Source organism: Vogesella urethralis (assembly GCF_007644045.2).
GTDB classification, from domain to species: domain Bacteria; phylum Pseudomonadota; class Gammaproteobacteria; order Burkholderiales; family Chromobacteriaceae; genus Vogesella; species Vogesella urethralis.
Genome location: NZ_VMDW02000089.1, coordinates 52,672 through 74,316 on the forward strand (window position 1 = coordinate 52,672; position 21,645 = coordinate 74,316).

General features: G+C 61.7%; 21 protein-coding genes. 10 read left to right on the forward strand and 11 right to left on the reverse strand.

Features of this window, described 5'->3' with window-relative positions; all coding sequences use genetic code 11:
- Window positions 1-55 precede the first annotated feature (55 nt).
- The 3 genes from FLQ03_RS10285 to FLQ03_RS10295 all read right to left on the reverse strand — a co-directional run bounded on the left by FLQ03_RS10285 (window position 56) and on the right by FLQ03_RS10295 (window position 1,996).
- A complete protein-coding gene (locus FLQ03_RS10285; protein WP_144373444.1) occupies window positions 56-487 on the reverse strand; it encodes a DUF2147 domain-containing protein in 432 nt (143 codons plus the stop codon).
- 229 nt (window positions 488-716) lie between these two features.
- Window positions 717-1,562: a PhzF family phenazine biosynthesis protein gene (locus FLQ03_RS10290; protein WP_144373445.1), complete on the reverse strand. Its 846-nt coding sequence runs from the start codon at window positions 1,560-1,562 to the stop codon at window positions 717-719.
- Window positions 1,559-1,996, reverse strand: a complete 438-nt coding sequence (locus FLQ03_RS10295) for an ester cyclase (RefSeq protein ID WP_144373446.1) — start codon at window positions 1,994-1,996, stop codon at window positions 1,559-1,561. Before FLQ03_RS10295 ends, FLQ03_RS10290 begins: the two co-directional genes overlap by 4 nt.
- 313 nt (window positions 1,997-2,309) lie before the next feature.
- On the opposite strand from FLQ03_RS10295, the gene sstT reads away from it, so the two are divergent.
- Window positions 2,310-3,560, forward strand: a complete 1,251-nt coding sequence (sstT, locus tag FLQ03_RS10300; protein ID WP_144373447.1) for a serine/threonine transporter SstT — start codon at window positions 2,310-2,312, stop codon at window positions 3,558-3,560.
- 192 nt (window positions 3,561-3,752) lie between these two features.
- On the opposite strand, the gene FLQ03_RS10305 is transcribed toward sstT, so the two are convergent.
- The 5 genes from FLQ03_RS10305 to dusA form a co-directional block, all read right to left on the reverse strand.
- Window positions 3,753-4,265 (reverse strand): YegJ family protein, encoded by a 513-nt coding sequence (locus FLQ03_RS10305; RefSeq protein ID WP_144373448.1) that lies wholly within the window; start codon window positions 4,263-4,265, stop codon window positions 3,753-3,755.
- A gap of 266 nt (window positions 4,266-4,531) precedes the next feature.
- Complete coding sequence (locus FLQ03_RS10310; RefSeq protein WP_017509644.1) at window positions 4,532-4,918, reverse strand: RidA family protein; 387 nt, start codon at window positions 4,916-4,918, stop codon at window positions 4,532-4,534.
- A complete protein-coding gene (hemW, locus tag FLQ03_RS10315; protein WP_420855654.1) occupies window positions 4,918-6,168 on the reverse strand; it encodes a radical SAM family heme chaperone HemW in 1,251 nt (416 codons plus the stop codon). The genes FLQ03_RS10310 and hemW overlap by 1 nt, the downstream gene beginning before the upstream one ends.
- Before the next feature lie 118 nt (window positions 6,169-6,286).
- Window positions 6,287-6,883 carry an RdgB/HAM1 family non-canonical purine NTP pyrophosphatase gene (gene rdgB, locus FLQ03_RS10320; RefSeq protein ID WP_026108092.1) on the reverse strand — a complete coding sequence of 199 codons (597 nt, stop codon included), beginning with the start codon at window positions 6,881-6,883 and terminating at the stop codon, window positions 6,287-6,289.
- A 282-nt stretch (window positions 6,884-7,165) separates the two neighbouring features.
- Window positions 7,166-8,152 (reverse strand): tRNA dihydrouridine(20/20a) synthase DusA, encoded by a 987-nt coding sequence (gene dusA / locus FLQ03_RS10325; RefSeq protein WP_144373450.1) that lies wholly within the window; start codon window positions 8,150-8,152, stop codon window positions 7,166-7,168.
- A 355-nt stretch (window positions 8,153-8,507) separates the two neighbouring features.
- On the opposite strand from dusA, the gene FLQ03_RS10330 reads away from it, so the two are divergent.
- The 7 genes from FLQ03_RS10330 (at window position 8,508) to FLQ03_RS10360 (ending at window position 16,417) form a co-directional block, all read left to right on the forward strand.
- On the forward strand, window positions 8,508-9,665 hold the full coding sequence (locus FLQ03_RS10330) for an HD-GYP domain-containing protein (protein WP_144373451.1): 1,158 nt from the start codon (window positions 8,508-8,510) through the stop codon (window positions 9,663-9,665).
- A gap of 3 nt (window positions 9,666-9,668) precedes the next feature.
- Complete coding sequence (locus FLQ03_RS10335; protein ID WP_144373452.1) at window positions 9,669-11,195, forward strand: methyl-accepting chemotaxis protein; 1,527 nt, start codon at window positions 9,669-9,671, stop codon at window positions 11,193-11,195.
- Window positions 11,188-12,411 (forward strand): cyclic di-GMP phosphodiesterase, encoded by a 1,224-nt coding sequence (locus FLQ03_RS10340; protein ID WP_144373453.1) that lies wholly within the window; start codon window positions 11,188-11,190, stop codon window positions 12,409-12,411. Before FLQ03_RS10335 ends, FLQ03_RS10340 begins: the two co-directional genes overlap by 8 nt.
- 27 nt (window positions 12,412-12,438) lie before the next feature.
- Complete coding sequence (locus tag FLQ03_RS10345) at window positions 12,439-14,022, forward strand: methyl-accepting chemotaxis protein (protein ID WP_144373454.1); 1,584 nt, start codon at window positions 12,439-12,441, stop codon at window positions 14,020-14,022.
- A 105-nt stretch (window positions 14,023-14,127) separates the two neighbouring features.
- On the forward strand, window positions 14,128-14,841 hold the full coding sequence (gene rstA / locus FLQ03_RS10350; protein WP_144373455.1) for a two-component system response regulator RstA: 714 nt from the start codon (window positions 14,128-14,130) through the stop codon (window positions 14,839-14,841).
- Window positions 14,842-14,844: 3 nt separating this feature from the next.
- On the forward strand, window positions 14,845-16,143 hold the full coding sequence (gene rstB / locus FLQ03_RS10355) for a two-component system sensor histidine kinase RstB (protein ID WP_144373456.1): 1,299 nt from the start codon (window positions 14,845-14,847) through the stop codon (window positions 16,141-16,143).
- An 85-nt stretch (window positions 16,144-16,228) separates the two neighbouring features.
- Window positions 16,229-16,417 (forward strand): hypothetical protein, encoded by a 189-nt coding sequence (locus FLQ03_RS10360; protein WP_144373457.1) that lies wholly within the window; start codon window positions 16,229-16,231, stop codon window positions 16,415-16,417.
- Window positions 16,418-16,507: 90 nt separating this feature from the next.
- Here FLQ03_RS10360 and rph read toward each other — a convergent pair whose 3' ends face one another.
- From rph to FLQ03_RS10375, 3 genes are all read right to left on the reverse strand, one after another.
- Window positions 16,508-17,224, reverse strand: coding sequence for a ribonuclease PH (gene rph / locus FLQ03_RS10365; RefSeq protein ID WP_144373458.1), 717 nt, complete (start codon window positions 17,222-17,224; stop codon window positions 16,508-16,510).
- A gap of 63 nt (window positions 17,225-17,287) precedes the next feature.
- Entirely contained in the window at window positions 17,288-18,148 is an 861-nt protein-coding gene (locus FLQ03_RS10370) for a PP2C family protein-serine/threonine phosphatase (protein WP_144373459.1), read from the reverse strand.
- Window positions 18,145-19,026 (reverse strand): serine/threonine protein kinase, encoded by an 882-nt coding sequence (locus FLQ03_RS10375; RefSeq protein ID WP_240802252.1) that lies wholly within the window; start codon window positions 19,024-19,026, stop codon window positions 18,145-18,147. The genes FLQ03_RS10370 and FLQ03_RS10375 overlap by 4 nt, the downstream gene beginning before the upstream one ends.
- 139 nt (window positions 19,027-19,165) lie before the next feature.
- On the opposite strand from FLQ03_RS10375, the gene FLQ03_RS10380 reads away from it, so the two are divergent.
- Complete coding sequence (locus FLQ03_RS10380; protein ID WP_144373461.1) at window positions 19,166-20,032, forward strand: YicC/YloC family endoribonuclease; 867 nt, start codon at window positions 19,166-19,168, stop codon at window positions 20,030-20,032.
- 185 nt (window positions 20,033-20,217) lie between these two features.
- Window positions 20,218-21,489, forward strand: coding sequence for a tyrosine-type recombinase/integrase (locus tag FLQ03_RS10385; protein WP_144373462.1), 1,272 nt, complete (start codon window positions 20,218-20,220; stop codon window positions 21,487-21,489).
- Window positions 21,490-21,645: the final 156 nt, after the last annotated feature.

The following is a 21,645-nucleotide window of genomic DNA, read 5'->3' on the forward strand; positions in this document are numbered from 1 at the left end:
ATAAACACGCCAGCCTTGTCAGCCCGTCACACGGTACGGGCTGGGCAGGCAAGGCTTACTGGCGTTCCCAGGTCTGGGTACGCCCCAGCAGCGCAACACCGAGGAAGCCGCGTACTTCCAGTTTCTTGCCGCCGTCGGTCAGCTTGGCCTTGGCGCTGTAGACCTTGCCCGATTTCGGGTCCAGGATCTTACCGCCTTCCCATTCCTCGCCGTCCTTCTTCAGGCCGGTGAGGATGGTCATACCCACTACCGGCTTGCCCTTCAGCGCGCCTTCGCACTTCTCGCACACGGCTTCCGGGTTAGCGAACAGCTTGACGATCTTGCCGGTCAGCTCGCCGTTGGCGGCTTCGGTGATTTCCACCAGCGCTTTGGCTTGCTTGGTTTCGTCGTCGATGGTTTTCCAGGTACCACCAGCGCCGGCAGCCAACGCCAGGCTGCTGCACAGGGTCAAGGCGGTTACCGCGGCCAGTTTTGCGAATGTCTTCATCAGTACTCCCTCGTATTGTGTTTTGGGCGTCCGGCACCCCTCATGCCATCAAACGCCTGTTTCGAGCTACGGCTCTAGCCGTAGCGCAGAAAACTATCAGCGTGCTGCGATAGCGTCAATGGCCGGGCGGTCAGCCCGGCTGGCAGCGGGCGTATCCGCAACGCCACCGCGACAAACCGGCATGAAAAAAGGCAGCTCGCGCTGCCTTCATTCTGGGAAAGGGCTGGCACTAGGGCAAGGTAAATACCCCCTCGGCGACCGCTTGTACCTTGCCGCCTACCTGCACACTGCCGTTTGCGGCCACATCCAGATACAGCACGTTGGGGCGCTGGATGGCTTCGCCCTGCTCGATGCGCCACGACAGCGGTGCCACACCGTTCAGCGCGCACCAGCCACCCAGATTGGCACAGGCGCTGCCGGTACCCGGGTCTTCGATGACGCTGCCCTGCTGCTCGAAGAACAGCCGCACCGTGGCCACGCCGTCGGCCTGGTACCACAGGTAGGCCACACTGCGGCCCGGGCGCAAGGTGGCGTGGCGTGTGAACAGGGCATGCACCGGCCGTGCGCGCAGCACCGCTTCACGGCTGGACAGGCGGATCAGCAGCTGTTCGCTGCCGGCATTCACCCACACCGGCGCCAGCGCAATGTCGGCCTCGTCCAGCCCCAGCATGGCCGCCGCGTCGGCGCGGCCAACGTTGGCCTCACGCTGCGTCGCGGCCACGGCGGTCAGGCGGAATACGCCATCGTTCAGCGTGATCGGAATCAAGCCGGCCTGCGTACGCAGCGTAAAGCCAGCGCCCGGCTGCCGCAGCGCGTGCAGCACCGCCGCGCTACCGATGGTCGGGTGGCCGGCAAACGGCAGCTCGAAGCTGGGGGTGAAAATGCGCAAGCTGGCCAGCGCGGCGTCGTCACCCGGGTGGATGAACACCGTCTCCGACAGGTTGAACTGGCGCGCGATCAGTTGCATGTCGCCGTCGGACAGGCCAGCGGCGTCGGTAAACACCGCCAGCGGGTTACCGCCGAAGCGGCTTTCGGCAAACACGTTGACGATACGGTAGGGGTAGGTCTGACTCATGCCGGCTCCTTGTGACGGGCATTGGCCTGCAGCTGCTGCAGCAAGCCGTGGTGTTCCTGTTGCATCCAGTACGCCACGATGCGGCCATCGGCCACCTCGTACACGGCGCTACCGGCACATACCAGCGGCAGGCCGGTGGGCGCGTAGCCTTCGATCGCTGCCAGGTGGTGGCCGAACTGGCGCCAGCGGACGTAAACCTTGTTGCCTTGCGCCAGCACCTCGTCCAGCTGCAGGGTGAAATCGCCAAACATCTGGCGGAAGTCGTCGATGTGCGCGCGGTAATTGTCCGGCGTGCGCACAATGCACTCGGCCTGCGGTGCCGAACACACCTGCCAAGCCTGCACCTGGGGGGCCAGATACAAGGCCGCTTCTTCGGGGGCCACACCAGAACGCACCCGCTCGAAAAAGCGGCGCACAATGGTTTCCGCGCTCATCAGGCTGTCTTTCTGCTGCCAGCGGCAGCAAGGCTATGGAAGGACCATTAGGCCATGCGGCTTGGATAGGTATAAAGCCGCCCGAGGTAAACAGATTGTTTTTACCAGGCTGACAATGGTGACAGTTGACAGCTTTTGGATACAGGATTCTGTCACCAATAAAAATTTGCTACACTGCGCCCCGCTGTTGCTTGTACGGCGGTACCCGTTTGATTGTTCTGCAGTTTTGAATCGTCTTGGAGGTTGGCCGCAAGCCAGCCGGCGCGCCCGCAGGCATGCCAGATACCTATAACGACAGAACCGTGGAACCCCTATGCAGCAGAACCCTACCCTGATCCACCGCATCATGAATGGCAGCATCGTGCTGCAGATCGTGATCGGTTTGCTGGCCGGTATTGCCGTGGCCAGCGTCGCCCCCGATACCGCCAAATCGCTGACCTTCCTGGGCAGCCTGTTCGTCAAAGGCCTGAAAGCCGTGGCCCCGGTGCTGGTTTTCGTACTGGTCGCCAGCGCCATTGCCAATAAAAAGCAGGGTGTGCAGACCAATATGCGCCCGGTACTCACCCTGTATCTGCTGGGTACCTTCCTGGCAGCCGTTACCGGCGTGCTGGCCAGCTTTGCCTTCCCCACCACACTGCAGCTAGTGGCAGCCGCGACCGGCACCACGCCGCCAGGCGGTATCGGCCAGGTACTGAACAACCTGGTGTTCCAGATTGTGGATAACCCGATCAACGCCATTGCTACCGGTAACTACATCGGCATCCTTACCTGGGCGGTGGCACTGGGCATGGCCCTGCACCACGCCAGCGACAGCACCAAAACTCTGCTGAACGAGCTGGCAGAAGGCGTGTCGCGCATCGTGGGCGTCATCATCCGCTTTGCCCCGATCGGCGTATTCGGCCTGGTGGCCGAAGCGGTGGCCACCACCGGCCTGTCGGCACTGCTGGGCTACAGCAAGCTGCTGCTGGTACTGGTGGGCGCCATGCTGTTCATCGCGCTGGTGGTGAACCCGCTGATCGTCGGCCTGACCATCCGTCGCAACCCGTTCCCGCTGGTCTTCACCTGCCTGCGCGAAAGCGGTGTCACCGCCTTCTTTACCCGTAGCTCGGCGGCCAACATCCCGGTAAACATGAACCTGTGCAAGAAACTGGGCCTGAATGAAGACACCTACGCGGTGTCCATCCCGCTGGGCGCCACCATCAACATGGCCGGTGCCGCCATTACCATCTCGGTACTGAGCCTGGCCGCCGTGCACACACTGGGTATCCATGTCGATGTGCCTACCGCGCTGCTGCTGTCGGTACTGTCCACCGTCGCCGCTTGCGGCGCGTCCGGCGTAGCCGGCGGCTCGCTGCTGCTGATCCCGATGGCGTGCAGCCTGTTCGGCATCAGCAACGACGTGGCCATGCAAGTGGTTGCCGTCGGCTTCATCATCGGCGTGGTACAGGATTCGGCCGAAACCGCGCTGAACAGCTCCACCGACGTGCTGTTCACCGCCGCCGCCTGCATCGCCGCCGGCGACGTGCACGAAGACGCACCGCAGCTGGCGCGCCAGAACGGCTGATCGTTGCCATCGGCCAGACAGCCAACAAGGCAAAGCCCGCTCGTTTGAGCGGGCTTTTTTATGGCGAGCGGGGTAAGCGGCGCAAGGTTGGCCGCAATAACGTAAATGTTTGCGGCCAACCGCACAGGGCGCGGTAAACGTTGGGCTGCATTTCATTCAGCCCAAGCTACGGGCTGGCTTGCCAGCGATACGCTAATCACATTGCAAGCGAAAACCCTCGCGCAAGCGGGCAGCTTTCTCGGGAGGCTCGTGGCTGATCATCGCACAAAGCGTGTAGTTACCCATCATGCGCCGCTGCTGCCGGTCAACGTACATCCAGTCAACAATCTGGGTACGCGCAAAAGCATACTGCTGTCCTAAGGCGACACCCTTGACCATACCCGGCTTATTACTGATAAGACCACGAAAGCCCGAAGCGTCGACCTGGACCTGCGTCAGCCAGAAAAACTCCTCTTTATCGTTTTCACGGATACCGACTTTGACCGCAAAGTCGCTAAGTCCTTCGGGTGCTTTTTGCATCAGTGCTAGAAACGTATCCAAGCCTGCCCTGGCTTTGGTGAACGCCTGCGCCATCGCAGGATCCTGCTCTTCGACCATCACCAACGGGTCATTCCCTGTGCTTCCCGCTGCCAAAACAGGCAATGGCAAAACTGCCGTCAACAAACACACCATACCCGCGAACATCCGGTAACCCACGCGACGCATACACTATTCCCTGAATGATTGACATCGCTGCATCGAGGCCGGCTGCCAGCCAGATAGCGATAGACGAAGCAGCTTACTCACCACCCAGCATTGATGTCAAAAGCATTGACTCTTCCATACCGAAAGCAGGGGCAGGCAGTTCCACTAGCAGGCTACCAAGCTACTGCATAAGCCCCGTCGATGCGCCGCCGGCTTAGCCGGGCAACGTTGCAGCCAAACAAAAAGCGGCCCGCAGGCCGCTTTGCTTGTTGCTACCAGGTAGCAGCTTACTCGCCCAGCACCATCACGGCGTCGGCTTCTACCTGTACGCCTTTGGGCAGGCTGGCCACGCCGATGGCGGCGCGTGCCGGGAACGGCTGGCTGAAGTACTGGCCCATGATTTCGTTGAAGGTGCCGAAGTTGGACAGGTCGGTCAGGAAGGCATTCAGCTTCACGATCTGGTCCAGGCTGCCGCCGGCGGCTTCGCACACGGCTTGCAGGTTCTTGAACATCTGGTGGGTTTCCGCAGCAAAACCGCCTTCCACCACGGTCATGGTGGCCGGGTCCAGCGGGATCTGGCCGGACAGGTACACGGTGTTGCCAGCCTTGACGGCTTGCGAGTAGGCGCCGATTGCGGCCGGGGCTTTGTCGGTATGGATGATTTCTTTAGCCATCAGGCTTCTCCTTCTTCGTGCAGGAACAGGGTTAACAGTTCGTTCAGGAAGCGCTGGCCCTTCAGCGTGGGGCGGATGTGGGTGAGGTCCTGTTCGATCAGGCCCTCGGCCAGTGCTTGCTGCAATTGTGATTGGATACAGGATACCGGCAAACCGGTGCGCTCGGTGAACAGTCTGCTTTCAAAGCCGCCGGTAAGACGCAGCAGGTTCATCATGAACTCGAACGGCAGGTCTTTGCGGCCAACCTTGTTTCGGGTTTGCACAGGCTGGCCGTCGGCTACCGCCTGCATATAGGCAGCCGGCTGCTTGTAGCGCATCTCGCGCACGATGCCGTCGTGGGCGCTGATCTTGCCGTGGGCGCCGGCGCCGATGCCGACGTAGTCGCCAAACTGCCAGTAGTTGACGTTGTGGCGCGCAAAGCGGCCGGGCTTGCCGAAGGCCGAGGTTTCGTAGTGCACGTAGCCGGCGGCCTCCAGCCGTGCCTCGATGGCTTCCTGCATGTCGGCCGACAGGTCGTCGTCCGGCAGGTTGGCCGGCAGCTGCACGGCAAACAGTGTGTTGGGCTCGATGGTGAGGTGGTAGGCCGAGATGTGGCTGACGCCGTAGGCGATAGCAGTATCGATGTCGGCCAGCGCTTGCGCCAGCGTTTGCTGCGGCAGCGCGTACATCAGGTCCAGGTTCACGTTATCGAAATGCGTCAGCGCGATCTCTACCGCACGGCGCGCTTCGTCGCCGTCGTGGATGCGGCCCAGCGCTTTGAGGTGGCCGGGGTCAAAGCTCTGGATACCGATGGACAGGCGGTTGATACCCGCCTCGCGGTAACCGGCAAAGCGTTCCAGTTCGAAGGTGCCGGGGTTGGCCTCCATGGTGATTTCGGCGTCCGGGTGGATGCGCGCGCGCGCGCGCAGGCCGGCCAAGAGCGCGTCCATGGCCTGCGGGCTGAACAGGCTGGGGGTGCCGCCACCCATGAAGATGGTGGTGATGGGGCGGCCCCAGATGGCGGGCAGGCTCAGCTCGAAGTCGCGCAGCAGCGTGTCCACGTAGGCCATCTCGTCAAAGCCCTGCCCCACGCCGCTGCGGCCAACGTTGGCCGCGTCATGGATGGCAATGCTGCCGGCCTGCGGCTTGAACTCGTGCGAGTTGAAGTCGCAGTACGGGCACTTTTTCACGCACCAGGGGAAGTGGATGTACAGCGACAGCGGCGGCAGCTCTTTTAGCCCGCTTAGCCCGGAAAGCGATATCTTTGTCACCTGCACGTCGCGGCTCCTCGCTGTACGGTATGTACTATCTCGTCGCCGCGCGTTGGGTTTCGCGATCTCGCGTCCCGTGCGTTGCGGGCGTTTTTCAATGCAGACAGGTCAATCACGCTCATGCCAGTTGCGCCTGCAGCTTGGCCAGCAGCGCCTGCATGGCCTGGCCACGGTGGCTGATGGCGTTCTTGGCGTCGGCCGGCAGGTCGGCCACGGTGCAGCCGTGCGACGGCAGCCAGAAGTGCGGGTCGTAGCCAAAGCCGCCATTGCCGGACGGGGTGTCCACCACTTCGCCGTACCAGGCGCCGTCTACCACCAGCGGCTGCGGGTCGTCGGCGTGGCGTACCAACACCAGCACGCAGTAGTAGTAGGCGCGACGGTTGTCTTTACCCTGCAGTTTTTCTACCAGTTTGGCGTTATTGCGCTCGTCCGATTTGGGCTCGCCGGCGTAACGCGCCGACAGCACGCCGGGCTTGCCGCCCAGTGCTTCCACGCAGATGCCGCTATCGTCGGCCAGCGCCGGCAGGCCGGTAACGTGGCTGGCGTGGCGGGCTTTTTCCAGCGCGTTTTCCAGGAAGGTGTAGTGCGGCTCGGGGCATTCGGGCACGTTCAGACGGCCCTGCGGGATGACCTCGATGCCCAGCGGGGCCAGCAGGGCGGCGAATTCCTTGAGCTTGCCGGCATTATTGCTGGCCAGTACCAGTTTATTAATCATGCTTTGCTCCGTGGCAGGTACCGCGGCCAACCTTGCTGCCGGCAGGGGTACTCGCCATAAAACCCAATAGCCCGGCAAGCCGGGCGCAGATTGATGCCCACCCTGCTTGCCAGGCAAACAAGGTGGGCTTGTAAACAGGAAGGCTGCGGACTCAGGTACGTATGCGGTGCGGCCCGGCTGTGCCGGGTCCGGTAACACCTGGATTGGCACCTTGGCAGCAGCCTGGGCCCGGCGAACCGGGCGTGGGATGACGTGGCTATCTTACAAGGACTGCGTGACAGTTCAACCGTGCGTGGCCAGCAGCGCGCGGATGAACAGGCTTTCGTCGGCGTCTTTCAGCTCTTTGGCGTCGGACAGCATACGGCGCCACTGGCGGCCGCCGTGCTCGCCGTGGAACAGGCCCAGCACGTGGCGGGCGATGTGGCGCACGCTGCTGCCGTCCTGCAGACGGTCGACCACGTAGGGCAGCAAGGCTTCCACTACCTTGCCGCGCGACGGCACGTCGTGGTTATCGCCGTAGAACTGCGCGTCCCAGGCCGCCATCAGGTAAGGGTTGTGGTAGGCCTCGCGGCCCACCATCACGCCGTCTACATGCTGCAGGTGGCCGGCGATCTCGGCATTGGTCTTGATGCCGCCGTTGATCAGGATCTCCAGATCGGGGCGTTCCTGCTTCAGGCGGTATACGTAGTCGTATTTCAGCGGCGGAATCTCGCGGTTTTCCTTGGGGCTAAGGCCCTTCAGGATGGCGTTGCGCGCATGCACGATAAAGGTGCGGCAACCGGCGTCGGCCACGGTATCCACAAATGCCCGCATCACGTCGTAGCTGTCCACATCATCGATACCGATACGGTGCTTGACGGTAACGTCGATATCCACCGCGTCGCGCATCGCCTTCACGCAGTCGGCCACCAGCTGCGGCTCGGCCATCAGGCAGGCACCAAACGCCCCCTTCTGCACCCGCTCCGACGGGCAGCCCACGTTCAGGTTCACTTCGTCGTAGCCCCACTCCTGCGCCAGACGGGCGCAACGTGCCAGCTCGTCCGGCTCGCTGCCGCCCAGTTGCAGCGCGATCGGGTGCTCGGCCTCGTGGTAGCGCAGGTGGCGGCCAACGTCGCCGTACAGCAGCGCGCCAGTGGTGACCATCTCGGTATACAGCCAGGTATGGCGGGTGATGAGACGGGCGAAGTAGCGGTAGTGACGGTCGGTCCAGTCCAGCATCGGGGCAACGGACAGGGTGCGCGGGGGCAAGGCTTTGGGTGCTGCGGTCATCAATCGGGCGGCGGAGCCGTAAGCATTTGAAAAGAGTGCGGATTATCCGGTGCGGGGCAGGCAAGGTCAATGCATGGCGCCACGTTTGGCGCATCACGGCAGGCGTCAAGCGGGTGACGGCCTTGGCGCTAACGAAACCCACAGGCATCAGAGTGGTATGTCTCAAGGCGGCAACGCGCAAGGCCTGCGCACCCGACATGCCATCAGACTTTAATCCTGATCAATTCCTTTCTGAAACTGTCAAATAGCATGCACCCTCTTGGAAATCCATAGCAAATTATAAATTTTTAGTTAAAGCATCAGAAAGAAACAAACAAAAAGCAATAAGTGAATTTAGAGAAACTTAGAGATAACCATGCCGCAACTCCTCCGTAAACTGGCATTCGCAGACATTCAGATGCACAAGCCGACAGAACACTCGATCTACGACCGGTCGGGCAACCTGATCCTGCGCAAAGGGTTTGTCGTGTCGATGCCGGGCTTTGCCGACAAGCTGGTGGAGCGGGGCTATTTCATTGGCGTCGACGATGACGTGGATGCCGGCCCGCGCAAGCCGGGCCGCACCAACCAGACAGCCACACCGCAAGAACAGGGCAGCGTGTTCAGCGAAATGGCCAGCTATGTCCAGGCCGTGGCGCGGATCCACCGCATCATCCTCAGCCCGCCCAGCAACCTGGCTAATGTGGAAAGCCTGATCCGTACCCGCGCCAACCAGCTGCAACACTATCTGCAGCAAGACACCGACGCCGTGCTCGCCTCCCTGTACTTGCAGCAGCACGGCCAGGACCTGCGTGCACACAAGCACGTGCTGGGCGCGGCGGTATGCGGGCTACTGGCCGAGCCACTGTGCCAGGACGACATGGCCATGCAGTCGCTGCTGTGCGCGGCCCTCACCCGAGACCTGGCGCTGTACAACTTCGATAAAAGCCTGGACGCGCGGAAAGACCTGGGTGAAATAGAACAGGTCGCGGTACGCGAGCACACCGGCACCGCCGTCAAGCTGCTGCAAAAACATGGCGTGCACGACAAACAGTGGCTGCTACACGTGTACGAACACCACGAACAACCCAATGGCCGCGGCTACCCGCTGGGCAAGACCGAAGGCGATATCCACGAGCTGTCGCTGCTGCTGGGGCTGGCTGACGCCTACGCCGGCATGACCATTGCCAACAAATGGCGCCCCGGCATTTACCCGGCCAATACGCTCAAAGAGCTGTACCTGCAAAAAGGCAGCAAACACCTGGAAAGCCACATCGGCCTGCTGATCAAGAAACTCACCCGCTTCCCCGCCGGCACGGTAGTCGCGCTGCAAAGCGGCGAGATCGGGGTGATCAAGCAAACACAACACAGCCGCCGCAGCCCGATGGTGTATTCCATTTATGACGAAAAAGGCTTTCCGCGCAGCGAGCCGATGCTGCGCGACACACTCAGTGCCAAATACGAAATCAAAGGCTGCCTGTCGCCGGAGCGCTGCAAAACTGCCCTGCTGGCCATCAAACGGATCTGGATGTAAACCATGAGCGAAATCGAATACAAGGTTCCCCCGCATACCGCCATCGTGTCCAAAACCGACCTGAGCGGCATGATCACCTACGCCAACGACGCCTTTATCACCATTAGCGGTTTCAGCCGCGAGGAACTGATCGGCAAGCCACACAATATCGTGCGCCATCCGGACATGCCCGCCGCCGCTTTCGCCGACCTGTGGGCCACCGTGGAACAGAACCGTCCCTGGCGCGGCATCGTGAAGAACCGCACCAAGGACGGCGGTTATTACTGGGTGCAGGCCACCATCGTACCGGTGCGCAAAAGCGGCAAGGTGGTGGGCTATATGTCGGTACGCTACGCCGCCAGCGATGAGCAGGTGGCGGCGGCGAAACAGCTGTACGCCCAGCCTGCCCCTCGCCTGGCACGGCCCAGCCGCCTCAAGCGCCTGCTGTCGATCAAGAACGGCTATATCGCCGGCTCGCTATTTGTGATCACGCTGCTGATCGCGGGCGGCGTGCTGGGCATTGGCACCATCCAGCACAGCACCCGGCAGATTGACAAGGCCGATAGCCAGTACCTGCAACGGCTGGACGCCGTCAGCCAGCTGGAACTGGACAGCAGCCGGACGCTGGAAGCCGCCGCGGCCACCCGCCCGGCGCTGGTGGCACGCATCAGCGCCCGCTATGCGGCCAACCCGGCGATGCCGGAAAGCATCCGCGACCGGCTGAAGGGGCTGGAAGGGCTGAACAAGGCCGCCCAGCTTACCGGCAGCAGCACGCTGGATGGCACGCTGGTGGCCCAGCTGCAGGGTGTGATACGCGACGCGCAGCAAACGCGGCAATCCATACTGCGCCAGTCGGCGGCAGAAGTGGCCAGCATTGATCTGCGCAACGACCGCATCGTGCAGATCTCGCTGTTAGGCATCGTGGCCGGTATCGTCACCGTGGTGGCGTTCGGTTTGCTGTTCTTGCGCCAGATCGTGCAACCGCTGGACTCGGCTATCGAAAACTTCGAGAAGATCGCCGAAGGTGACCTCACCGGCGATGTGCCGCTGGATGGCGCCGGCGAAACCGGCCACCTGCTGCGCGCCAGCGTGGTGATGCAGATGCACCTGAAGGTGGTGATGGACGAGCTGAACCTGCTGGCCAGCCAGATTGATCGCGCCTGCCTCAACCTCAATACCGCGCTGTTCGAGATCAGCGACCACTCCGAGCTGCAGCACGACAAGCTGGAAGAGGCCAAGTCGTTCATGTCGCTGGACTTCATCTACGAACTGTCCAACCAGCTGACGCTGCTGAGTACGCTGCTGCCCGATGACGGCAGCCAGCAGGACGCCAGCGAGTGCGTGGCCAGCATTACCAACCTGAACCGGCTGCAGACCTTTGCGCTGGAAGATTTCCTGGACAAGATCGACAGCATCCTGAAGCTGATCGTCGCCAACCGGCAGGACACCCAGGAGGCCTACGCGATGTCGGCCAGCCTGCACCAGGTTTCCCAGACGCTGAACGAGCTGGTGAACTACTTTGTCCCGGAAGGCAAACGCTACAATGCCTAAGCTGCGGCGCATCCATATCGATCAGGCCAGGGTGGGCATGTATGTGGCCGACCTGGTGTGCGACTGGGCATCACACCCGTTCTGGATGAGCCGCTTCAGCATCCGCGACGTGCAGCAGATCGCCATGCTGCGCCAGGAAGGCATTCACGAGTTTTACATCGACACCAGCAAGGGCCTGGACGTGGCGGCCACGCCCGCCCAGACGGTACACGCCGCCACGGCCTCGCTACCGCCCCAGCCGCTGCAGGCCGGCACGCCACTGGGCCAGGAGCTGTTGCGGGCACGGGAAATCATTGCCCGCACCGAAGCCATTACCCGCCATCTGCTGAACGACGCCCGCGTCGGCCAGCCGCTGCAGCTGGTGCCGCTACGTGAAGTCTGCGGCCAACTGGCCGGCTCGCTGGACCGCAACGCGCTGGCACTGAACATCCTTAGCCACATGTACCGCAAGGACGAGTACACCTTCCAGCACTCGATCAGCGTCGGCCTGCTGCTGATGATCCTGCACCACCATCTGGGCTCGCCGGCCGACATCGTGGTGGAAGTGGGGCTGGGCGGCATCCTGCACGACATCGGCAAAACCCGCATCCCCGGCCACATCCTGAACAAACCGGGGCAGCTGGACGCCGAAGAGCGCCAGCAGATGAAACAGCACGTTGGCCACAGCCGCGACATCCTGGACGAAAACGGCATCGAGTCGGCCATCATCCGCGCCATCGTACTGCAACATCACGAGCGCTTCGACGGCTCCGGTTACCCGCTCGGGCTGGCCGGCAACGCCATCTCGCGCTACGGCCACCAGGCCGCCATCATTGATGTATACGACGCACTAACGTCCGACCGCTGCTACCACAAGGGCATGCCGGCGCCGGCTGCCATCAAGCGCCTGTTCGAGTGGAGCACCTGCCGCCAGTTCGACCCGGCCGTGGTCGGCGAGATCGTGCGCTGCTTTGGCATCTACCCGCCGGGCACGCTGGTACGGCTGCAAAGCGGCAAGCTGGCCGTAGTACAGCACCACGGCGCTGGCGACCTGACCCGCCCTGAAGTACTGGTGTTTTTCGACACCCAACGCAACCAGCTACTGAAACCGCACAAGCTGAACCTGGCCATCCGCTACGGCGCGCACGCCGACGACCGCATCGTCAGCAACGAACCGCTGGCGCGCTGGCTCAACAAACTGCCCGATCTGGCCCAACTGATCCGGCACTGTGAATAACCATCATCCCTTCCCCTTCCGGACACCATGCGTAAAAACCTGCCCGTCAGCCAGACCGAAGTCCCGTTTACCGAAGGCATCATCGTTACCCAGACCGACCTGAAAGGCACCATCACCTACGCCAACGACCGTTTTGTGGCGCTATCCGGCTTCCAGCGCGACGAGCTGCTGGGCCAGCCGCACAATATCGTCCGCCACCCCGACATGCCCGCGGTGCTGTTTGCCGACCTGTGGCAGACGGTACAGCAGGGCGAGTGCTGGCGCGGGCTGGTGAAAAACCGCACCAAGCAAGGCGATTACTATTGGGTGGACGCCTTCGTGGTGCCCATGCTGGACGGGGATGACATCGTCGGTTTCATGTCGGTCCGCACCCCGGCCAGCCGCAGCGCCATCCGCGAGGCAGAACAGCACTACCCTGCCCTGCAGCAGGCCAAAGCCTACCGCGCGCCGCCACACAAAGGCCGGCTGCTGGTGTGGTTCCGTCCGCTGTACGTCACCCTGATGACCCTGCTGCTGGCCATCAGCGGCCTGACCCATCCCGATACGCTGGGCGTGGCCTTGGCGGGCGCCGGTGTGCTGGCCACCCTGTGCTGGCTGGTACTGGATGGCCAGCGCCGTCAGCATCAGCGTGCATTGCTGCGCGCCTGTCGCGATATTGCCCGCGGCCGACTAAACAATAACCTCAGCATCCACCGCGCCGGCGACCTGGGCCGCATCGAAGCGGCGCTGGCCTATATGCAGGTGAATCTGAAAGTGATGCTGGATAATCTGCAAACCAGCGCCCACCTGCAGGCACGCAACGCCGGCAGCGTAGAGCAAGCCGTCAATGCATTGCTCAACCATATCGGTGAAAGCAGCCACGCCGTTACCCAGATGGGCGCTGCAGTGGAACAGCTGTCGGCGTCGATAGAACAGGTCTCGGTCAACGCCGAAAACACGGCGCGGCTAAGCCAGCGCACGCGGGAAAGCCTGCAACTGAACGTGGACGACATCGCCGGCAGCCGGCAGCGTAATGTCGCCGCAGCCCAGGCCGTGGACGCGGCACAGCACACCATTCGCCAACTATCCAGCGCCATCGGCAGTATCTCGCTGGTGACGCAAACCATCCACGACATTGCCGACCAGACCAACCTGCTGGCGCTGAATGCCGCCATCGAGGCCGCGCGCGCCGGCGAGAGCGGCCGCGGCTTTGCCGTGGTCGCCGACGAAGTGCGCAAGCTGGCCGAACGCACCAGCCTGAGTACCGACGAAATCAACCAGCTAGTCGGCAATGTCGAGCACGCTACCCAGCAAACGGTCACCGCCATCGCAGCCATCACCGAGCAGACCCGTGCCGGCGTGGAAACCATCCAGCAATCGCTGGGCAGCCTGAGCGCGCTGCAGGACGATTCGGGCGAAGTGAACACGATGATGCAGGAGATCGCCGTGACCAACGCCGAGCAGTCGGCCAGTGCCGGCCACCTGGCTGAGCAGATGTCGCTGATCTCGTCGCGGTTCGAGGCGTCGGCCAGCCAGATCGACGCGGCCCGGCGTGCCATTCGCCAGCTCAGTGAAGAGGCGGCTCATGTCGCCGGGCTGGCGCAGGCGTTCGAGGTGGAAAGCCAGCGCTAGCGGTGCACCTGCGGCCAACATCTTGCTACATGCCCGCCGGGCGGCATCGCTTGTCGTGCCGATGGCCGGGGAGGATACTGACGGCTTTTACCGCCCTCTTCCGCCATGAAACATACCGTTTTGTTTGTCGAGGACGATGCCGAGCTGGCATCCCTGATGCGCGACTTCCTGGCACGGCACGATCTGGACGTGATCATCGAGCCCAGAGGCGATACCGCCGCAGAAGCAGTAGCACGTATCCAGCCCGCCCTGCTGTTGCTGGACATCATGCTGCCCGGCAAGGATGGCCTGACGCTGTGCCGCGAATTGCGGCCAACCTTCCCCGGCCCCATCGTGATGCTGACGTCGCTGGACAGCGACATGAACCACATTCTGGGGCTGGAGCTGGGCGCCAACGACTACATCCTGAAAAACACGCCGCCCGCCGTGGTCGCCGCACGGCTGCGTGCCCAGTTGCGCCAACACCAGCCGGCCGCGAGCCCCGTAGCCGCCGCCAACGGCACGCCAACACAGCGGCTGGTATTCGGCAAGCTGGTGATCGACGAGCCCTGCCGCGAGGTCACACTGGACGGTGAGCGCATTGCCCTGTCCACCTCCGACTTCGACTTGCTATGGCAACTGGCAAGCCACGCCGGCGAGGTGCAGGACCGTGACACCCTGCTGCGGGTCATGCGCGGCCTCAGCTACGACGGTCTGGACCGCAGTATCGACATTGCCGTGTCCCGCTTGCGTAAAAAGCTGGGTGACGACCCGGTGGCGCCGCACCGCATCAAGACCGTGCGCAACAAGGGTTACCTGTTTTCGCCCGCCGGCTGGTAAGCCATGCGCAAACTCTTCATCCAGTTTTACCTGCTGCTGATCTTCAGCTTTCTGGTGGCCGTCTCGCTGGCCGGCATGGTGTACAAGGAGGTGGCCGAAAAGGCCGGCGACCGCGCGCTGGCCGATTTGCTGCAAACCACCCTGACCCTGATCGAACACACGCTGGATAACGTTCCTCAGGCGCAATGGCCGCAGGAGCTGGCCAAGCTGGACCGCGATCTGGATTTTTCCATATCACTGCAAACCGTAGACCGCCTGCCGCTGGATAGCGCCTCACGCCAGGCGCTGCTGCGCGGTGACATCGTGATGCTGGAAGACGAGCTGGTTTACCTGCAACGCGTCAAGCAATCGCAATACGTGCTGGTGGCCGGGCCGATGAACTACCTGGTGTTCCTGCACGAGCTGAAATGGCTGGACTACGCCCTACTGGCCATGATCGGGCTGTCGCTGGCCATACCGGTGTTGCTGTGGATGCGGCCACACTGGAACGAACTGATGCAGCTGGAGTTGGCCGCCAAACAGCTGCGCCAGGGGCAGTTCCAGGCCCGGGTGGCGTTGCCACCGGCTTCCGGCCTGCAACCGCTGGCCAGCGGCTTCAACCTGATGGCGGACAGTGTGGAACGGCTGCTGGAAAGCAAGCAAACGCTGATCAATGCCGTGGCGCACGAACTGCGCACACCGCTGGCGCGGCTGCGCTATCGGCTGGCACTGCTGGACATCGCGCCCGACAGCCCGGTGCAGCAAGGCATCGAGCGCGACCTCGACAGCGTGGGGGCCCTGATCGACGAGCTGCTGCTGCACGCCCGCCTAGGCCGCCCCGACCTGCCGATGCACCCGCTCACCCAAGCCGCCGCACCGTGGCTACAACAGCGGCTGGACGACTTGCACAGCCACTACCCTGCACTGCAACTGCGCCACTTCGTCTATCACGACACCCTGTTTGGCGACGAAAAGCTGCTGGCCCGTGCCGTAGACAACCTGCTGCATAACGCCGCCCGTTACGGCCACGGCCAGATCGAGTTGACCTATGCCGTCGATAACGGCATGCAGCAACTCAGCGTAGCCGACAACGGCCCCGGTATTGCAGAGGCAGACCGAGACCGGGTACTGGAGCCGTTCGTGCGGCTGGACCCGAGCCGGCAGGCCGGGCAAGGTGGCTATGGCCTGGGGCTGGCCATCGTCAAACAGGTGATGCTGGCCCATCAGGGCGAAGTAAAGATAGACAGCAGCATCCTCGGCGGTGCCCGCTTCACCCTGAGTTGGCCGCAACAACAAAATGATACAAGCGCCAACAATTGCTAACAGACAGCGCGAAGCGCGCCCCCTAACATTAGCTGCGTTACTTGAACATTCCGTTCACGAACTTTTCTGCACAAAGGATTTGATCATGAAAAAACTGACTCTGGTTGCTGCTGGTCTGGCTTTCGCTGTTGCTACTTCCGCTGGCTTCGCTGCTGATGCTAAAAAACCGGCCGCTTCCGCTCCGGCTGCTGAAAAGAAAGTAGAAAAGAAAGCTGAAAAGAAAGCCGAGAAAAAAGTCGTTAAGGCTAAAAAAGCTGCTTCCGCTGCCAAGTAATTCGGCTCGGTAAGAAAAAAAGGCACCCTCGGGTGCCTTTTTTCATTGATCAGACGCGCTGCTTGCGTGGCAAACAGCGCCGTTGCAGCGTTAGCCGGCCAACGCGGCTTTTTGCAGTTGCACCAGCTCGGCGATACCCTTCTCGGCCAGTGCCATCAAGGCATTCATCTCGTCACGGCTGAACGGCACGCCTTCGGCAGTGCCTTGTACTTCCACGAAGCGACCGTCGCCAGTCATCACCACGTTCATGTCGGTTTCGCAGCCGGAATCCTCGATGTAATCGAGATCCAGTACCGGCACGCCGTCCACAATACCCACCGAGATGGCTGCCACGTGGTCGCGCAGCGGGCTCGCGGCCAACTTGCCTGCCACGATCAAGCCGTTGATGGCATCGGCCAACGCCACAAAGGCACCGGTAATGCTGGCGGTACGCGTGCCACCGTCGGCCTGGATCACGTCGCAATCGATGAGGATCTGGCGCTCACCCAGCTTTTCCAGATCCACCACTGCGCGCAGGCTGCGGCCGATCAGACGCTGGATTTCCTGGGTACGCCCGGACTGCTTGCCGCTGGCCGCCTCGCGACGCATACGGCTGCCGGTAGAGCGCGGCAGCATGCCGTACTCGGCCGTCACCCACCCCTGCCCTTTGCCCTTCAGGAAGCCCGGCACGTTTTCTTCCACACTGGCCGTACAAATCACCTTGGTATCCCCGAACTCCACCAGCACGGCACCTTCGGCATGCTTGGTGTAATGGCGGGTAAGGCGGACCTGGCGCAAGGCATCGGGCTGACGTTGGGACGGGCGCATGGCGTTCTCGTTCACGAAGTAAAACGGCATTCTAACGCAAAGGCCGCCTGCGCCGCAGACACACTAGGGGCGCAGGCCTTGTGACAGCTCGCTATCCATCAGCGTGCTTTGCCAGGTTTGTTCGCTGATGCGTTCCGGCAAGTTGCCGGTATCGATGAAACCATCCGCGCCAGCCTGGAACTGGTCGTCGCGCAGCAGCGTCAGCGCAATGGCACTGAGGTTATCGCTTTGCGCGCCGGCACGTTTTTCTGCCACGCTCAACAGCGCGGGGACCACCATGCCAGGCAGGCGGCCAACAAAGGCACGTGCCACTTCCTGGTCCCGCAACGGACCCCAAACGCCGTCAGAGCACAACAACACGGTGTCGCCGCTACTGATGGCACGCACTTCGCCCAGCACGATATCGGGGTCGCCGATGGCGCCCAGACAGTTATAGATACGGTTGCGGGCCGGGTGATCGTGGGCATCCACCTCGTTGAGAAAACCGGTATCGATCAGGCGCTGCACGTGGCTATGGTCGCGGGTGCGCCACAGCGCCTCGCCATCGCGCAGGTGGTAACAACGCGAATCGCCGGCATGCGCCACCCACAGTTCGCCCTGCTGCAGGATGGCCGCTACCAGTGTGGTGCTGGGCACTTCGCTCATGCGGTGACGGATGGCGTGATCCAGAATGGCCTGGTGCGCCTCGTGACCAGCGTTGAGCAAAAAGCGGCGCGGGTGCTGCAATTGCGGCTTGCAGGCATTCTTGAACAGCTCGCTGAACACATCGACGGCAATCTGGGCGGCCACCTCGCCATGCGCGTGACCGCCCATGCCATCGGCCAACACCAGCATGACTGCATGCTCGCTGTACACCACGCCAATGCGGTCTTCGTTGTAAGGCCGCCCGCCAACCCGGGTATCTACCGCCAGCGCAAACTTCATGCTCGTTTCCCCATCAGCCGCCGCAACCAGGCAGACACGCCCTTCGGCGGCTCCGGCGTTACATACTGTTTGTCGCGCAAGCGCTTCTGCATTTCGCTCAGGCTGGCAAGCCTGGTCAGCGGGTCCAGGCACAGGCAGTCGTCCACCAGGGCGAGTAACTCGGGCGAGTAGTAGCGGGCAAACGCCTTGCTGGCCGGGACAACCTTGTCCTGCTTCAAACGCTGGTCGGCCGACTGCAGCTTGTCCCCGCCCATCGCCACGTACAGGCAGGCCCCCAGCCCGTAAATGTCGGTCCAGGGACCGAGTTTGCCTTGTGCATCGTACTGTTCCGGCGCGGCATAGCCCGGGGTGAACATGCTGCCCAAGTGCTGGGCGCGGCCCAGCGTCTGCCGGGCGGCACCGAAATCGAGTAATACCGGGGTGCCGTTACGCCGCAGATAAATGTTGGCCGGCTTGATATCCAGGTGCAGCAAATGCTGCAAGTGCACTTCGCGCAAACCGCCGATCAGTTCGGCAAACAGCCGCCGCAAGCGGCGCTCGGCGATGCCATCGGGCGACAGCTCCACTTCCTTGGCCAGCGGCCGTCCTTCGGTATAGTCCATCACCATATACACCGTCTGATTGGCACGGAAGAAGTTGTCCACCCTGACGATGTTCGGGTGCTGGATGCCTGCCAGGATGCGCGCCTCTTCAAAGAAACACTTGAGGCCCAGCTTGAAGGCGTCGCGATCCAGCTCATTCAGTACGGTCACGTCGCCGCAGTCACGACGCCCGGTCATGGCCAGTGGCAGGTATTCCTTGATTGCATACTTGCGATCGTGTTGGTCCAGAGCCAGGTATACCTCGCTGAAGCCGCCCGAACTCAGGCTGCGAACCACGGAGTACTGCTCCAGCCTTGTACCGGCGGGCAATGCGCGCTTGGATTGCTTTGTGTCCATTGATATAGTGTGGCTGCCTCTGGATCAGGGTTGAGGATCCGGGGCCTGTTGCCAGTATTCCATTTTTTAGGAGCCCCCCATGATTTTAAGCATGACAGGCTTTGCCTCTACCACCCGCGAGTTTCCGGGTGGCCTGTTGTCTATCGAACTGCGCGCTGTCAACCACCGCTATCTTGACGTACAGATGCGTCTGCCGGAAGAGCTGCGTGTCATCGAGCCGCAAATGCGCGAACTGATCGCCGGCAAGGTAACACGCGGCAAGGTGGAATGCCGCATCGGCCTGAACCAGACTGACAGCGATACCCCGCAGCTCGAACTGAACCGCGACACCGTGCAGCGCCTGCTGGCGGTCAGCGCCGAAGTGCGCGAACTGGCGCCGCACATCCGCGAGCTGGGCATGGGCGAACTGCTACGCTGGCCCGGCGTGCTGAAGTCCAACTCGCTGCCGCCGGAAGCGCTGCAGCAACTGTGCCTGAACGGTCTGCAGGCCGTGCTGGGCGACTTCCGTGATACCCGTGCCCGCGAAGGCAGCAAGCTGGCGCAAGTGCTGCAAGACCGCATCAGCGGTATGGAAGCCATCATCAGCGAAGTAAAACCCCGCCTGCCGGTGATTCTGGAAGCCTACCGCAGCAAGCTGGCCACCCGCCTGCAAGAAGCACTGGGTAATATCGACGACGACCGCATCAAGCAGGAATTCGCGCTGTTTGCCCAGAAAATCGATGTCGATGAAGAGCTGGAACGCCTCACCACCCACCTGGCCGAAGTGCGCCGCATCCTGAAAACCGGCGGCCAGGTCGGCAAGCGTCTGGACTTCCTGATGCAGGAGCTGAACCGCGAGGCCAATACCTTGGGCTCCAAATCGGTATCGACCGAAACCACCCAGGCCTCGGTAGAGCTGAAAGTGCTGATCGAACAGATGCGCGAGCAGATCCAGAACATTGAGTAATCTATCACCAACGATCGATAACGATCAACAGATCACGCAAAGCCACGTTTCACGTGGCTTTTTTACTATCACCAGCGATCATCCACTCCCAGTAAATCTCAAGAACCACTTGTACACCTAGGTGTACACCTAGCGTCAGGTGTACAATTTTAGGTGTACAAGTCATGAAGCTTAAGGAGTGCAGCATGGGAAAGCTGACCGACATGCAGATCAAGGCCTGGATCAAGAATGGAGAGCGGTTCGAAGGACGTACCGATGGCGGTGGCCTTTACCTGAGCTACCGCGAGAACTACGCCGCGCCGGTATGGCGCTTTAGATACAGCTTTGCCGGGAAGCCCAGGACAATGCAGATTGGCACCTACGGCACCTTCTCACTGGCAAAAGCCCGCGAGGTCGCGCGCGAACTCTCGGCACGCGTTGAGCTTGGCTACGACGTTGCAGGGGAAAAACAAGAGCGCAAGGCTGCAGCGCTGGCCAAGATCGAGGACGAGAAAAACGCCTTGCACGTGCTTGACTTGGCCAACCAATACTATGAGCGCATGATCCTTGGACGTTGGAAGCACCCGGATATCGTTCGACGCCGCATCGACAAGGACATCGGACCGCACCTTGGCAAGATGAAGGTTGAGGAGGTCAAGCCGCGCCATATAGATGACATGCTGCAGGCCATTGTGAAACGTGGGGCACCCTCCATTGCGAATGACACCCTGCGCTGGACCCGCCGCATGTTCGACTTCGCCATCAAACGGCACATAATCGAAATCAACCCGGCATCAGCCTTTGACCTCAACGATGCAGGCGGGAAAGAAGAGGCTCGGGATCGCTGGCTAACACGCGCAGAGTTGGCCAAGCTTTTTGCCGCCATGAAGCTTGCCAAAGGCTTCAGCGTCGAGAATGACCTAGCCATCCGTCTGCTGCTCTTGCTGTGCTGTCGAAAGATGGAACTATGTGCTGCCAGATGGGAGGAGTTTGATCTTGATGGACAGGTATGGCATTTGCCTGGGGAGCGCACCAAAACCGGAGCACCTATTGATATCCCCTTGCCCGCCATTGCCATCGATTGGCTCAAGGAGTTGAAGCGCCTGTCAGGCTTCAGCGACTGGGTACTGCCGGCACGCAAAATGCAGCATCGGATGGTGCCGCATATTCACGAGGGTACGATTGGCACAGCTCTTGGCAAGGTAAAGCCACTACTGGCAGACATCCCGTCTTTCACGGTGCATGACTTGCGCCGGACAGCTAGAACACATCTTGCAGAACTGGGGGTTGACCCCATCGTTGCAGAGCGTTGCCTGAACCACAAGATCAAGGGCGTGGAAGGCATTTATAATCGCCACGACTACTATAACGAGCGCAAGGATGCGCTCAACCGATGGGCAGGCTTGCTAGAAGCTTTAGACAAAGGGGAAAACTATAACGTCACCCCAATTGCCAAAGGCAAAAAACGGTCTGCCTAGCAAGGGGCAAACATGTCAAGCAACCCAATCGATATAAGCAAATTCGAGCACCTGGCGGCCCAATTGCCACCAGATGGTTTTCTGAATCGCCCTCACTTTCCTAGATACCTCGTGAGCCTCACACTAGGCCCTACAAGGAGGTGTCATGAGCAAGCC

Bases quoted from the DNA above. Each gene is read 5' to 3' on its own strand.
- FLQ03_RS10285 (WP_144373444.1), bottom strand. From the start codon at position 487: ATGAAGACATTCGCAAAACTGGCCGCGGTAACCGCCTTGACCCTGTGC.
- FLQ03_RS10290 (WP_144373445.1), bottom strand. From the start codon at position 1,562: ATGAGTCAGACCTACCCCTACCGTATCGTCAACGTGTTTGCCGAAAGC.
- FLQ03_RS10295 (WP_144373446.1), bottom strand. From the start codon at position 1,996: ATGAGCGCGGAAACCATTGTGCGCCGCTTTTTCGAGCGGGTGCGTTCT.
- sstT (WP_144373447.1), top strand. From the start codon at position 2,310: ATGCAGCAGAACCCTACCCTGATCCACCGCATCATGAATGGCAGCATC.
- FLQ03_RS10305 (WP_144373448.1), bottom strand. From the start codon at position 4,265: ATGCGTCGCGTGGGTTACCGGATGTTCGCGGGTATGGTGTGTTTGTTG.
- FLQ03_RS10310 (WP_017509644.1), bottom strand. From the start codon at position 4,918: ATGGCTAAAGAAATCATCCATACCGACAAAGCCCCGGCCGCAATCGGC.
- rdgB (WP_026108092.1), bottom strand. From the start codon at position 6,883: ATGATTAATAAACTGGTACTGGCCAGCAATAATGCCGGCAAGCTCAAG.
- dusA (WP_144373450.1), bottom strand. From the start codon at position 8,152: ATGACCGCAGCACCCAAAGCCTTGCCCCCGCGCACCCTGTCCGTTGCC.
- FLQ03_RS10330 (WP_144373451.1), top strand. From the start codon at position 8,508: ATGCCGCAACTCCTCCGTAAACTGGCATTCGCAGACATTCAGATGCAC.
- FLQ03_RS10335 (WP_144373452.1), top strand. From the start codon at position 9,669: ATGAGCGAAATCGAATACAAGGTTCCCCCGCATACCGCCATCGTGTCC.
- FLQ03_RS10340 (WP_144373453.1), top strand. From the start codon at position 11,188: ATGCCTAAGCTGCGGCGCATCCATATCGATCAGGCCAGGGTGGGCATG.
- FLQ03_RS10345 (WP_144373454.1), top strand. From the start codon at position 12,439: ATGCGTAAAAACCTGCCCGTCAGCCAGACCGAAGTCCCGTTTACCGAA.
- rstA (WP_144373455.1), top strand. From the start codon at position 14,128: ATGAAACATACCGTTTTGTTTGTCGAGGACGATGCCGAGCTGGCATCC.
- rstB (WP_144373456.1), top strand. From the start codon at position 14,845: ATGCGCAAACTCTTCATCCAGTTTTACCTGCTGCTGATCTTCAGCTTT.
- FLQ03_RS10360 (WP_144373457.1), top strand. From the start codon at position 16,229: ATGAAAAAACTGACTCTGGTTGCTGCTGGTCTGGCTTTCGCTGTTGCT.
- rph (WP_144373458.1), bottom strand. From the start codon at position 17,224: ATGCGCCCGTCCCAACGTCAGCCCGATGCCTTGCGCCAGGTCCGCCTT.
- FLQ03_RS10370 (WP_144373459.1), bottom strand. From the start codon at position 18,148: ATGAAGTTTGCGCTGGCGGTAGATACCCGGGTTGGCGGGCGGCCTTAC.
- FLQ03_RS10380 (WP_144373461.1), top strand. From the start codon at position 19,166: ATGATTTTAAGCATGACAGGCTTTGCCTCTACCACCCGCGAGTTTCCG.
- FLQ03_RS10385 (WP_144373462.1), top strand. From the start codon at position 20,218: ATGGGAAAGCTGACCGACATGCAGATCAAGGCCTGGATCAAGAATGGA.